This is a genomic window from Paracoccus liaowanqingii (assembly GCF_004683865.2).
GTDB lineage: Bacteria > Pseudomonadota > Alphaproteobacteria > Rhodobacterales > Rhodobacteraceae > Paracoccus > Paracoccus liaowanqingii.
In genome coordinates this window covers 1745866-1759075 of the sequence record NZ_CP038439.1, presented here as the reverse complement: position 1 = coordinate 1759075, position 13210 = coordinate 1745866, and the positions used below count along the sequence as shown (strand labels likewise).

Genomic DNA, 13210 nt, shown 5'->3' with positions numbered 1-13210 from the left:
GAGGCGCGGCGATGCGCGCCCCCCGGAGGCGATCAGAGATCCATCAGCAGCCGGCGCGGATCCTCCAGCGCCTCCTTGACGCGGACGAGGAAGGTGACCGCGCCCTTGCCGTCGACGACGCGGTGGTCATAGGACAGCGCCAGATACATCATCGGGCGGATCACGATCTGGCCGCCGACGACGACCGGGCGCTCCTGGATCTTGTGCATGCCCAGGATACCCGATTGCGGGGGGTTCAGGATCGGCGAGGACATCAGCGAGCCGTAGACGCCGCCGTTCGAGATGGTGAAGGTGCCGCCCTGCATCTCGGCCATGGACAGCTTGCCGTCGCGGCCCTTCAGGCCCAACGCGCCGATCTCCTTCTCGATCTCGGCAAAGCTCTTCTGGTCGGCGTCGCGCACGACCGGAACCACCAGGCCCGAAGGCGTGCCCACGGCCACGCCCATATGGACGAAGTTCTTGTAGACGACGTCGGTGCCGTCGATCTCGGCATTGACCTCGGGGACCTCCTTCAGGGCGTGGCAGCAGGCCTTCACGAAGAAGGACATGAAGCCCAGCTTGACCTTGTGCTTCTTCTCGAAGGCGTCCTTGTACTCGTTGCGCAGACCCATGACGCCGGACATGTCGGCCTCGTTGTAGGTCGTCAGCATGGCCGCGGTGTTCTGCGCGTCCTTCAGGCGGCGGGCGATGGTCTGGCGCAGGCGGGTCATCTTGACCCGCTCCTCGCGGTCGGCATCGCCGGCAGCGGAGGGTGCGCGCGGCGCGGCGGCGGCGGCGGGCGCCTTCGGCGCATTGGCCTTGGCCACGTCTTCCTTCATCACCCGACCGTCGCGGCCCGAGCCCTGGACCTGATCGCGGCTGACGCCCTTTTCGGCCATCGCCTTCTTGGCCGAGGGGGCATCCTCGACATCCGTGCGCGGGGTCATCTCCTCGGGGCCGGCATTCTCCAGCACCGTCTCCTGGGCATCCGAGGGCTTGGCCGGGGCGGCGGTCCCTTCGGCGCCTTCGGTGATCACCGCCAGGCGCGCCTTGGCGTCCACGGTCGCGCCTTCCTCGGCCAGGATCTCGGCCAGCACGCCCGCCGCGGGGCTGGGCACCTCGACCGAGACCTTGTCGGTCTCCAGCTCGCACAGCATCTCGTCGGCCTCGACGCGGTCGCCGGCCTTCTTGAACCAGGTGGCCACGGTGGCCTCGGTCACGCTCTCGCCCAGGGACGGAACCATCACGTCCACGGAATTGCCGCTCATCGTCGTCTTGTCCTCGGTCTTGTCGGCCGGTGCTTCGGCCTTGGCGGGTTTCGCGGCGGGCTTCTCGGCCTCGCCGCCTTCGGAGATCTGCGCCAGAAGCGCGTCGGGGCCGACCGTCTCGCCCTCGGCCGCGACGATCTCGGCCAGGATGCCGGCGGTGGGGCTGGGCACCTCGACGGTGACCTTGTCGGTCTCCAGCTCGCACAGCATTTCATCGACCTCGACCCGGTCGCCGGGCTTCTTGAACCAGGTGGCGATCGTGGCCTCGGTGACGGATTCGCCCAGGGCGGGCACGCGGACTTCGGTGGTCATCGGATCATCCTTCGAGATTCAGGGCTGAAGCGACCAGCGCCTCTTGTTCGGCCTTGTGGCGCGAGGCGAGGCCGGTGGCGACCGAGGCCGCCGCGTTCCGGCCCGCATAGCGCGCCCGGGTGTGCTTGGCGCCAAGCCGTTCCAGCACCCATTCCAGATAGGGCTCGACGAAGCTCCAGCCGCCCTGGTTCTTGGGCTCTTCCTGGCACCAGATCACCTCGGCCTGCTTGAAGCGGCCCAGTTCCTTGACCATCGCCTGCGCGGGGAAGGGATAGAACTGTTCCAGCCGCAGGATGTAGGTGTCGGTGATCTTCGCCTCGTCGCGCGCCTTGAGCAGGTCGTAATAGACCTTGCCCGAGCAGACGACGACGCGCTTGATCTGGTCGTCGGGGACCAGCTGGGTGGGCGAGGTGCCGCGCTGCGCGTCATCCCACAGCACCCGGTGGAAGGTGCTGCCGGTCTGGAACTCCTCGGCGGTGCTGACGGCCATCGGGTGGCGCAGCAGCGACTTGGGCGTCATCAACACCAAGGGCTTGCGGAAGCCGCGATGCAGCTGGCGGCGCAGGATGTGGAAATAGTTCGCGGGCGTGGTGCAATTCGCGACGATCCAGTTGTCCTCGGCGCAGCCCTGCAGGAAGCGTTCCAGGCGGGCCGAGGAGTGTTCCGGACCCTGACCCTCGAAGCCGTGGGGCAGCAGCATGACCAGCCCCGACATGCGCAGCCATTTCTTTTCGCCCGACGAGATGAACTGGTCGAACATGATCTGCGCGCCGTTGGCGAAGTCGCCGAACTGCGCCTCCCACAGGGTCAGCGTGTTCGGCTCGGCCAGCGAATAGCCGTATTCGAACCCCAGCACCGCGTATTCCGACAGCATCGAGTCGATGACCTCGTAGCGGGCCTGGCCTTCGGAGATGTTGTTCAGCGGATAGTACCGCTCTTCGGACTTCTGGTCGGTGAAGGCCGAGTGGCGTTGGCTGAAGGTGCCGCGCGCGCTGTCCTGGCCCGACAGGCGGACGCCATGCCCCTCGGTCACCAGCGAGCCGAAGGCCAGGGCCTCGGCGGTGGCCCAGTCAAAGCCCTGGCCCGTCTCGAACATCTGCTTCTTGGCTTCCAGCAGGCGGCCCACGGTCTTGTGCAGCGTCAGCCCGTCCGGCGCATTGGTCAGCGCGCGGCCGACCTGGGTCATCACCTCGGGGGAGATGCCGGTCTCGCCGGCCACGTAATCCGTGCCCTCGCGGTTCATGCCCGACCACTTGCCGTCCAGCCAGTCGGCCTTGTTCGGCTTGTAGTTCTTGCCGATCTCGAACTCTTCGTTCAGGTGCGCCTGGAAGGCGGCCTTCATGTCCTCGATCTCGCCCTCGGGGATCAGGCCGTCGGCGACCAGGCGTTCGGTATAGAGCTGCAGCGTCGTCTTCTGCTGCTTGATCTTGGTGTACATGGCCGGGTTCGTGAACATCGGCTCGTCGCCTTCGTTGTGACCGAAGCGGCGATAGCAGATGATGTCCAGAACGACGTCCTTGCGGAACTTCTGGCGGAACTCGATCGCGACGCGGGCGGCATGGACGACCGCTTCCGGGTCGTCGCCGTTCACGTGGAAGATCGGCGCCTCGACCATCAGCGCGATGTCGGTCGGATAGGGCGAGGTGCGGCTGAAATGCGGCGCGGTGGTGAAGCCGATCTGGTTGTTCACCACGATATGGATGCAGCCCCCGGTGCGGTGGCCGCGGATGCCCGACAGCTGCAGGCATTCGGCCACGACGCCCTGGCCCGCGAAGGCCGCGTCGCCATGCAGCAGGATCGGCAGGACCGAGGTGCGGTGCGTCGTGTCGCCCAGCTGGTCGCTTTTCGCCCGCGCCTTGCCCAGCACGACCGGGTTCACGGCCTCGAGGTGGCTGGGGTTGGCGGTCAGCGACAGGTGGACGGTGTTGCCGTCGAACTCGCGGTCCGAGCTGGCGCCCAGGTGGTATTTCACGTCGCCCGAACCGTCGACATCCTCTGGCTTGAAGCTGCCGCCCTGGAACTCGTGGAAGATCGCGCGATAGGGCTTGGACAGCACGTTGGCCAGCACCGACAGGCGGCCCCGGTGGGGCATGCCGAAGACGATCTCCTGCACGCCAAGCGCGCCGCCGCGCTTGATGATCTGCTCCATCGCCGGGATCAGCGCCTCGCCGCCGTCCAGACCGAAGCGCTTGGTGCCCATGTACTTGACATGCAGGAACTTCTCGAAGCCCTCGGCCTCGACCAGCTTGTTCAGGATGGCGCGGCGGCCCTCGCGGGTGAAGGCGATCTCCTTGCCGTAGCCCTCGATCCGCTCCTTCAGCCAGGCGGCCTCCTCGGGGTTCGAGATATGCATGTACTGCAGCGCGAAGGTGCCGCAATAGGTGCGGGTCATCAGCTCGGTGATCTGGCGGATCGAGGCGATCTCCAGGCCCAGCACGTTGTCGATGAAGATCGGGCGGTCCATGTCGCCGGGGCCGAAGCCGTAGGTGGCCGGGTCCAGCTCGCCGTTCTCGGGCATCTCGCGCAGGCCGAGCGGGTCCAGCTTGGCGTGCAGGTGGCCGCGGATGCGGAAGGCGCGGATCAGCATCAGCGCGCGGATGCTGTCCAGCACCGCCTGGCGCATCTGCTCGGTCGACAGCGAGACGCCCTTCTCGCCGGCCTTCTCGACGATCTTCTTCATCGCGGCGCCGGCATCGGCCTTGGAGGCGGCGGGCCATTCGCCGGTCAGCGCGGCGGTGGTGTCGTCGGTGGCCGCGGGCGGCCAGTCGGCACGGGCCCAGCTGGCGCCCTCGGCCTCGCGGATGGCATCGTCCTGATCGTCGCCCAGGTCGCGGAAGAACGCGCCCCAGGCCGCATCGACCGCAGCCGGATCCTTGGCCCACTGGCCGTAAAGCTGTTCCACATAGGCCGCGTTATGGCCCTGCAGGAACGAGGAATCGTGAAAATCGGTGTTCTTTGGCTGGTCGGTCATGGCTGGTCCCCGTTCAGGGCAAATATGGGTTGGGTCAGGCGCAGTAGATGTCGAAGATGCGGGCACCGGGATCGGCCGAGGGATCGGCCCTGGGCTGCTGCACGATGCGCAGCGGCGGTCGTCGTTCCAAGGCGCAGAGCGCCACCGCCGCGCGGCTTTCGGCGCGGGGCAGGTCAGCGGGCGGGATGGCTGCGGGCTGATAGATCACCCGCCAGCCGAAGTCACGCCGGGCGACCGTGCGCACGCTGGCGGGCGGCAGCCCGCTGGCCTGGTGCAGGTCGGTGCGGGCCGGGATGCCGCCGGGCAGGATGTCGGTGGTCATCCGGTCCCCGCAGGCGGTCAGGCCCAGAAGCGCGATCAGCGACAGCGGAACGCCCCGCCCGACCGCGTGCTGCGGCAAGGGTGGCTGTGGCGCGATGGCGCGCTGTGCTGTCACGGTGTCGGCCCCTTTCGTGGTGGCTGCCTGCCCCTCGTACATAAGCATGAGGGGCGGGCAATCAAATCATCATCCCTTGATCGCCTTCAGAACGGCCTCGCCCAGACCGGCGGGGCTGTCCGCGACGATGATCCCGGCCTTCTTCATGGCCTCGATCTTGGATTCCGCATCGCCCTTGCCGCCCGAGACGATCGCGCCGGCATGGCCCATGCGACGGCCCGGAGGCGCGGTGCGCCCGGCGATGAAGCCCGCGGTCGGCTTCCAGTTGCCCTTGGCCTTCTGCTCGGCCAGGAACTCGGCGGCCTCTTCCTCGGCCGATCCGCCGATCTCGCCGATCATGATGATCGATTCGGTCTCGGGATCGTCCAGGAACATGCGCAGCACGTCGATATGCTCCATCCCCTTGATCGGGTCGCCGCCGATGCCGACGGCCGAGGACTGGCCCAGACCCACGTCGGACGTCTGCTTGACGGCCTCGTAGGTCAGCGTGCCCGAGCGCGACACGACGCCCACGGAGCCGCGACGAAAGATGCTGCCCGGCATGATGCCGATCTTGCATTCGTCGGGTGTCATGATGCCGGGGCAGTTCGGCCCGATCAGGCGCGACTGGCTGCCCTGCAGGGCGCGCTTGACGCGCATCATGTCCAGCACCGGGATGCCTTCGGTGATGCAGACGATCAGCGGCACCTGGGCGTCGATGGCCTCCAGGATCGAATCCGCCGCGAACGGGGGCGGGACATAGATCACGGACGCATTCGCGCCGGTCACCGCCACAGCCTCGTGGACCGAGTTGAAGACGGGCATGCCCAGATGGTCCGTGCCACCCTTGCCGGGCGTGACGCCGCCGACCATCTTGGTGCCGTAGGCGATCGCCTGTTCGGTGTGGAACGTGCCTTGGGATCCGGTGATCCCCTGGCAGATGACTTTGGTATTCTTGTCGACGAGAACGGCCATCATGGCCTCCTTGCGTAAGCCGCGCACCTGCGCGGCGATGTTCCAGAGGAGGGCGCGCGGCTGTCGCGCGCCCGGATGGATCAGCCCTTGACCGCTTTCACGATCTTCTCGGCGCCGTCCTTGAGGTCGTCGGCGGCGATCACGTTCAACCCGCTGTTGGCGATGATCTCCTTGCCCAGTTCCACGTTCGTGCCTTCCAGGCGCACGACAAGCGGGACCTGCAGGCCGACTTCCTTCACGGCGGCGATGATGCCTTCCGCGATGATGTCGCAGCGCATGATGCCGCCGAAGATGTTGACCAGGATGCCTTTGACGTTCGGGTCAGAGGTGATGATCTTGAACGCCTCGGTGACCTTCTCGGTGGTGGCACCACCGCCCACGTCCAGGAAGTTGGCGGGCTCGGCCCCGAACAGCTTGATGATGTCCATGGTGGCCATCGCCAGACCGGCGCCGTTGACCATGCAGCCGATCTCGCCGTCCAGCGCGATGTAGTTCAGGTCGAACTTGGAGGCGGCCAGCTCCTTGCTGTCCTCCTCGGTCTCGTCGCGCAGGGCCAGGATGTCCTGCTGGCGATAGAGCGCATTGTTGTCGAAGCCCATCTTGGCGTCGAGGCACTTGATCTGGCCCTCGGGGGTCACGATCAGCGGGTTGATCTCCAGCATCTCCATGTCTTTTTCGATGAACATGCGATAGAGGTTCTTGACCAGGGCCACGCATTGCTTGACCTGGCCACCCTCCAGACCCAGGGCGAAGGCCACGCGGCGGCCGTGGAAGTCCGACAGGCCCGAGGCGGGATCGACGCTGAAGGTCACGATCTTCTCGGGGGTGTGCTCGGCCACCTCCTCGATGTCCATGCCGCCTTCGGTCGAGGCCACGAAGCTGACGCGGCTGGTCTGGCGATCGACCAGCAGGGCCAGGTACAGCTCGCGCGAGATGTCGCTGCCGTCCTCGATGTAGATGCGGTTGACCTGCTTGCCCGCGGGGCCCGTCTGGTGCGTGACCAGCGTGCGGCCCAGCATCTGGCGGCTCATCTCTTCGGCCTCGGTGACCGACTTGGCCAAGCGCACGCCGCCCTTCTCGCCGGCGGCGGCTTCCTTGAAGCTGCCCTTGCCGCGTCCACCCGCGTGGATCTGCGCCTTGACGACCCAGAGCGGGCCGTCCATCTCGCCTGCGGCCGATTTGGCCTCGTCGGCCTTCATCACGATGCGGCCATCGCTGACCGGCGCGCCGTATTGACGCAGCAGCGCCTTGGCCTGGTATTCGTGAATGTTCATCGCGACCCCCTCGTTCGGTTCGACTGATTTGGGGCGTTGTGCCACAGGGCGGGGGCTGTCTGAAACGGAATCCCCGTAAAATGCCGAAAACCGGCGGGAAGTCGCTTAATGTGATCACAGGCAGAAAGGCTGTGATCACAAAGGATCGGGCGGGCGAGGGGCCTCGGGTGATTCGCACGCGGAACAGTCACGTTCAGGTGAGGGACAACATGTAAACCCCGCATCCCCCGCGCCCCTCGTAGGGCTGACATGCAAGCGGCGCGTCCGGGGACGCGCCGCAGGTCAGTCTTGGGACGGCAGGATCAGGCGAGGCTGGAATCGATGCCCTTGCAGGCCTCGACCAGGCCCTTCACGGCGTCGATCGACTTGTCGAACATCGCCTGCTCGTCACGGTCCAGCTTGATGTCGATGACCTTCTCGACGCCGCCGGCGCCGATGATCGTCGGCACGCCGACATACATGCCCTTGAGGCCATAGGCGCCGTCCACATGCGCCGCGCAGGGCAGGACGCGCTTCTGGTCCTTGAGATAGGCCTCGGCCATCTCGATCGCGCTGGTGGCGGGCGCATAAAAGGCGCTGCCGGTCTTCAGAAGGCCGACGATCTCGGCGCCGCCGTCGCGGGTGCGCTGTACGATTCCGTCCAGCTTCTCCTGCGTGGTCCAGCCCATCTTGACCAGGTCGGGCAGCGGGATGCCCGCGACCGTGGAATAGCGGGTCAGCGGCACCATCGTGTCGCCATGCCCGCCCAGCACGAAGGCCGTCACGTCGCGCATGGAGACGTTGAACTCCAGCGACAGGAAGTGGCGGAAGCGGGCCGAATCCAGCACGCCGGCCATGCCGCAGACCTTGTTGTGGGGCAGGCCCGAGAACTCGCGCAGCGCCCAGACCATGGCGTCGAGCGGGTTGGTGATGCAGATCACGAAGGCGTCGGGGGCGTGCTTGGCGATGCCCTCGCCCACGGATTTCATGACCTTCAGGTTGATGCCCAAGAGGTCGTCGCGGCTCATGCCCGGCTTCCTGGGCACGCCTGCTGTGACGATGCAGACATCTGCGCCGGCGATGTCTGCATAGTCGTTGGCGCCCTTCATGCGGGCATCGAAGCCCTCGGACGGGCCGGACTGCGCGATGTCCAGGGCCTTGCCCTGCGGCGTGCCTTCCGAGATGTCGAACAGGACGACGTCGCCCAGTTCCTTCATCGCGACCAGATGCGCCAGCGTGCCGCCGATCTGCCCCGCACCGATCAGTGCGATTTTGGGTCGGGCCATGGATAACCTCCGATTTCAGGGTGAATTGTGGCGCGAGGGTTAAGGGGTCGCGCGCCATTCCGCAAGACATCGCCACGGACCCGGGGCGCTGATGGCGCCAACACTTGCCAATCGCCCGGTCGCGCGCCACAGCTTGCACGTCGTGCATCGGGGGAAGCGCATGCTGGAGCTGTCGGTCACGGGCTGGGCGCTGGCCGTGGTGGCGGCCATCGCGGTGGGCCTGTCCAAGGGCGGGCTGGCGATGGTGGGGATCATCTCGGTCCCGCTGATGTCGCTGGTCATGTCGCCGGTGCAGGCGGCGGGGCTGCTGCTGCCGATCTATGTCGTCTCGGACGTGGGCGGGCTGATCGCCTTCCGCCGCAATTTCGACCGCCGGGTGCTGATGCTGGCCCTGCCGGGCGCGGTGGCGGGGATCGCGGTGGGCTGGGCCACGGCCAGCATCGTGCCGGTGCGGGGCGTGACGCTGATCGTGGGGGTGATCGGGCTGGGATTCGCGCTCAACGCGCTGATCCGGCCGCTGCGGGAGGGGCCGCCGCGCCGCGCCTCGGGGGCGGCGGCGACGCTGTGGGGCGGGATGGCGGGCTATACCAGCTTCGTCAGCCATTCGGGGGCGCCGCTGTGGCAGGTCTATGCCCAGCCCCTGCGCCTGTCGCCGCTGATCTATGCGGGCACGACCACCTGGTTCTTCGCCATCGGCAACTGGATCAAGCTGATCCCCTATGCCGCGCTCGGGCAGCTGTCGCTGGCCAATCTGGCGACGGCGGCGGTGCTGATGCCGCTGTCGCTGGTGGCGGTCTGGGCGGGGCTGCGGCTGGTCCGGGTGATCCCGCCGAAGCTCTTCTACCAGCTGATCACCTGGGGGCTGCTGGCGGTGTCGCTGCGGCTGATCTGGCAGGCCTTCGCGGGCTGATGCCGCAGTGCGGCAATTTCGGCTTGCCATTTGTGGCGCGCCGGGGCAGCGTCGCGCAACATCATTGCCCGGAGGTTCCGCATGGCCCGCCCCTACCGATCGGTTCTCTATATTCCCGCCGCCAATGCCCGCGCGATGGAGAAGGCGCGCGGCCTTGCCGCCGATGCGATCATCTTCGACCTGGAGGACGCCGTCGCCCCCGACGCCAAGCCCGCCGCCCGGGCGGCGCTGGCCGAGGCACTGGCCCAGGATTACGGCCCCCGGGCGCGGATCGTGCGGATCAACGCGCTCACCTCGGCCTGGGGCGAGGAGGACGCGCGGGCCTGCGCCGACCTGCCCGCCGATGCGGTCCTGATCCCCAAGGTGGACGGTCCCGCCGATCTGGACCGGGTGGCCGCGCTGATCCCCGACACGCCCCTCTGGGCGATGATGGAGACGCCCCTGGGCATGCTGAACGCCGCCGCCATCGCCGCGCATCCGCGCCTGCAGGGCATGGTCATGGGCACCAACGATCTGGCCAAGGAGCTGGGCAGCCGCACCCGCCCCGACCGCCTGCCGATGATGGCGGCCTTGGGCCTGTGCCTGCTGGCGGCCAAGGCGCATGGAGTGGTGATCGTCGACGGCGTCTTCAACGCCTTCAAGGACGAGGACGGGCTGCGCGCCGAATGCGAGCAGGGCCGCGACATGGGCTTTGACGGCAAGACGCTGATCCATCCCGCGCAGCTGGACATCGCCAACGCCGCCTTCGCGCCGACCGAGGACGAGATCGCGCTGGCCCGCCGCCAGATCGAGGCCTTCGAGGCGGCGGGCGCGCAGGGGCAGGGGGTGGCGGTGGTGGATGGCCGGATCGTCGAGAACCTGCATGTCGACACCGCCCGCCAGACGCTGGACCGGGCGCGGGCGATTGCGGAACTGGCGCAATAAGGGCAGTCTGCCGCGCAAGCACTCCAGCGAAAGGAAAGCCAGATGCTGATCCTGATCCTAGGCGTGGCCCTGTGGTGGGCCGCGCATCTCTTCAAGCGGATCGCGCCCGCGCAGCGCGCCTCGATGGGCGATCGCGGCAAGGCGATGGTCACGGGCGCGCTGGTCCTGTCGATCATCCTGATGGTCATCGGCTATCAGGGCGCGCAGGGGGCGGTCTACTGGGGTCCCAGCCCGGCGATGGTGGGCATCAACAACCTGCTGGTGCTGGTGGCGATCTATCTGTTCGCCGCCTCGGGGATGAAGACCAAGGTCACGTCCTTCACCCGGCATCCGCAACTGTGGGGCTTCTCGCTTTGGGCGGTGGCGCATCTGCTGGTCAATGGCGACGTGCCGTCCTTCGTGCTGTTCGGCGGGCTGCTGGTCTGGGCGCTGCTCGAGATGGTGCTGATCAACCGCGCCGCCCCCTGGGTCCGCCCCAAGGGTCCGTTCCCCGCCCGCAAGGAGGCGATGGCCGCCGGCGGCGCCGTCATCGTGCTGATCGTTCTGGGCCTGATCCACGGCTGGATCGGCCCCTGGCCCTTCGGAGGTGCCTGATGACCACGCTGTACCGCTGCATCACCGAAGACGACACCGGCCAGTTCTGCCACCGCGTCAGCGAGGCCCTGTCCAAGGGCTGGTCGCTGCATGGCAGCCCCTCGATGGCGCATGATCCCGCGAAGGGGGTCATGCGCATGGCGCAGGCCGTCACCAAGCAGGTCATGGCCGAATATCACCCCGACATGAAGCTGGGCCAGCAATAGGAGCGCCGATGACCAAGACCAGTCCGGGACGGTTCTTCGAGGATTACGCCATCGGCCAGACCATCCGCCATGCGGTCCCCCGCACGGTGGCCGAGGGGGAGCGGGCGCTGTACCACGCGCTCTATCCCGCGCGGCACGCGCTCTATTCCTCGGACGAGTTCGCGATCTCCTGCGGGCTGGACGGCAGTCCGCTGGACGACCTTTTGGCCTTCCACACGGTCTTCGGCAAGACCGTCCCGGACATCAGCCTGAACGCCATCGCCAATCTGGGCTATGCGCAGGGGCGCTGGCTGCGGCCGGTCTGGCCGGGCGACACGCTGCGCGCCGAAAGCCAGGTGATCGGGCTGCGGCCGACCTCGAACGGGCAGGCGGGGGTGGTCTGGGTGCGCACCACCGGGCTCAATCAGGTGGACGAGGCGGTGCTGGACTATGTGCGGTGGGTGATGGTGCGCAAGCGCGACGCCGCATCGCCCGGCCCCGATCCGGTGGTCCCCGACCTGGCCCCGGCGGTCGAGGCCGCCGACCTGCTGGTGCCCGAGGGGCTGAGCTTCGAGAATTACGACTTCGATCTGGCGGGCGAACCCCACCGCCTGTCCGACTATGCCATCGGCGAGACGATCGACCATGTCGACGGCGTCACCATCGAGGAGGCCGAGCACATGCTGGCCACCCGCCTGTGGCAGAACACCGCCAAGGTGCATTTCGACGCGACCCACCGGCCCGACGGGCGGCGGCTGATCTATGGCGGCCATGTCATCAGTCTGGCCCGCGCGCTGTCCTTCAACGGGCTGGCCAATGCGCAGATGATCGTGGCGCTGAACGCGGGTGCCCACGCCGCGCCCTGCTTCGCGGGCGACACGGTGCGCGCCTGGTCCGAGGTGCTGGACACCGCCCCGACCAGGGCCCCCGGCGTGGGCGCGATCCGGCTGCGCCTGGTCGCCACCAAGGGCGACAGCGCGGCCATGACCCTGCGCGACGCGAACGGGAAATACTTGCCCGACGTCCTGCTGGATCTGGACTACTGGGCCCTGATGCCCGTCTGACGCCATGCCCCGAGTCGCCCCTTCATCCCCCCGTTGTCCCCCTGCAGGGCCTGCCTTGCCCGAGAACTTGGTTACTTGTGATCACAGCCGCCGCGACTGTGATCACAAAGTCCCGTTTCCGCGGCAAATCGGCGCGCGGGGTGGACGTTGCAGGTGACAGGGGGCATCTATGGGATCAAGAACGGCACCAATCGCCAGCCCGCGCGGCCAGCCCACGCCCATCTGGGGCGCCTGCGACGGGATCAAGCTGAACCGACAAAGGAGGGCCGCCAATGGCCGACGTGAACCGGGGTAACCGGCCGCTTTCCCCCCATCTTCAGGTCTATCGCCTGCCCATTCCCGCCGTGACCTCGATCCTGACGCGGATCACCGGCCATGCGCTGGTCGCGGGCATCGTGCTGCTGGTCTGGTGGCTGGTCGCCGCCGTCAGCAGCCCCGGCGCCTTCGCGGCGGCCGATTGGGTCATGCGGTCCTGGCTGGGCTTCCTGGTCATGACCGCCTCGGCCTGGGCGCTGTGGTTCCATGCGCTGTCGGGCGTGCGGCACCTGTTCTACGACAACGGCCTGGGGCTGGAGATCGAGAACGCCAAGCGCGGCTCTTGGGCCATCATCATCGGTTCGGTGGTGCTGACGCTGCTGAGCCTGATCATCTTCTTCGTCAGCTGAGGGCCACGCATCATGCGCTACATCACCCCCCGCAAGGCGGCCTCGGGCCTGGGTTCGGCCCGCTCGGGCACCACGCATCACTGGAACATCACGATGAGCAGCTATGCGCTGGTCATCCTGACGCCGCTTTTCCTGATCGCGGTCGGCGGGGCCATCGGTCTCAGCCAGCCCGAGGTCGTGGCCCATTTCGGCCGGCCCTTCCCGGGCATCATCACCGCGCTCTTCGTGATCGTGGGGATGCTGCACTTCATCAAGGGCTCGCAGGGCGGCGCGATCGCCGACTATGTCCACGGCACCGCCCAGCAGCTGACCATGGTCGCCATCGCGATCTTCGGCTGGGGCGTCATCGCCGCTGCGATCTTCGCGCTGGCGAAGATGGCCTTCACCATCATTGCGATCTGAGGACGAC

The 13210-nt window shown here is 67.5% G+C and carries 13 protein-coding genes; 7 read left to right on the top strand and 6 right to left on the bottom strand.

What is annotated here, in order from left to right; translation table 11 throughout:
* Nucleotides 1-32 precede the first annotated feature (32 nt).
* From odhB to mdh, 6 genes are all read right to left on the bottom strand, one after another.
* Nucleotides 33-1559, bottom strand: a complete 1527-nt coding sequence (gene odhB / locus E4191_RS08525; RefSeq protein WP_135313034.1) for a 2-oxoglutarate dehydrogenase complex dihydrolipoyllysine-residue succinyltransferase — start codon at nt 1557-1559, stop codon at nt 33-35.
* Between the two features lie 4 nt (nt 1560-1563).
* Nucleotides 1564-4530: a 2-oxoglutarate dehydrogenase E1 component gene (locus E4191_RS08520; protein WP_135313033.1), complete on the bottom strand. Its 2967-nt coding sequence runs from the start codon at nt 4528-4530 to the stop codon at nt 1564-1566.
* Nucleotides 4531-4564: 34 nt separating this feature from the next.
* A complete protein-coding gene (locus E4191_RS08515) occupies nt 4565-4966 on the bottom strand; it encodes a hypothetical protein (protein WP_135313032.1) in 402 nt (133 codons plus the stop codon).
* Between the two features lie 69 nt (nt 4967-5035).
* Nucleotides 5036-5920, bottom strand: a complete 885-nt coding sequence (sucD, locus tag E4191_RS08510) for a succinate--CoA ligase subunit alpha (protein WP_135314394.1) — start codon at nt 5918-5920, stop codon at nt 5036-5038.
* Nucleotides 5921-6000: 80 nt separating this feature from the next.
* The gene (gene sucC, locus E4191_RS08505) at nt 6001-7194 is read right to left on the bottom strand and encodes an ADP-forming succinate--CoA ligase subunit beta (protein ID WP_135313031.1); all 1194 of its coding nucleotides are present in this window, start codon (nt 7192-7194) and stop codon (nt 6001-6003) included.
* Between the two features lie 302 nt (nt 7195-7496).
* Nucleotides 7497-8459, bottom strand: a complete 963-nt coding sequence (gene mdh / locus E4191_RS08500) for a malate dehydrogenase (protein WP_135313030.1) — start codon at nt 8457-8459, stop codon at nt 7497-7499.
* A 160-nt stretch (nt 8460-8619) separates the two neighbouring features.
* Here mdh and E4191_RS08495 point away from each other — a divergent pair, with 160 nt between their 5' ends.
* The 7 genes from E4191_RS08495 to E4191_RS08465 all read left to right on the top strand — a co-directional run bounded on the left by E4191_RS08495 (nt 8620) and on the right by E4191_RS08465 (nt 13203).
* Nucleotides 8620-9369 carry a sulfite exporter TauE/SafE family protein gene (locus E4191_RS08495; RefSeq protein ID WP_176562670.1) on the top strand — a complete coding sequence of 250 codons (750 nt, stop codon included), beginning with the start codon at nt 8620-8622 and terminating at the stop codon, nt 9367-9369.
* An 81-nt stretch (nt 9370-9450) separates the two neighbouring features.
* Entirely contained in the window at nt 9451-10293 is an 843-nt protein-coding gene (locus tag E4191_RS08490; RefSeq protein ID WP_135313029.1) for an HpcH/HpaI aldolase/citrate lyase family protein, read from the top strand.
* A 42-nt stretch (nt 10294-10335) separates the two neighbouring features.
* On the top strand, nt 10336-10887 hold the full coding sequence (locus tag E4191_RS08485; RefSeq protein WP_135313028.1) for an NnrU family protein: 552 nt from the start codon (nt 10336-10338) through the stop codon (nt 10885-10887).
* On the top strand, nt 10887-11093 hold the full coding sequence (locus E4191_RS08480) for a DUF1737 domain-containing protein (protein ID WP_135313027.1): 207 nt from the start codon (nt 10887-10889) through the stop codon (nt 11091-11093). Before E4191_RS08485 ends, E4191_RS08480 begins: the two co-directional genes overlap by 1 nt.
* A gap of 8 nt (nt 11094-11101) precedes the next feature.
* Nucleotides 11102-12136 carry a MaoC family dehydratase gene (locus E4191_RS08475; protein WP_135313026.1) on the top strand — a complete coding sequence of 345 codons (1035 nt, stop codon included), beginning with the start codon at nt 11102-11104 and terminating at the stop codon, nt 12134-12136.
* Between the two features lie 272 nt (nt 12137-12408).
* Nucleotides 12409-12801, top strand: a complete 393-nt coding sequence (gene sdhC / locus E4191_RS08470; RefSeq protein WP_135313025.1) for a succinate dehydrogenase, cytochrome b556 subunit — start codon at nt 12409-12411, stop codon at nt 12799-12801.
* Nucleotides 12802-12813: 12 nt separating this feature from the next.
* Nucleotides 12814-13203 (top strand): succinate dehydrogenase, hydrophobic membrane anchor protein, encoded by a 390-nt coding sequence (locus tag E4191_RS08465; RefSeq protein ID WP_135313024.1) that lies wholly within the window; start codon nt 12814-12816, stop codon nt 13201-13203.
* The last annotated feature ends 7 nt before the right edge of the window (nt 13204-13210 follow it).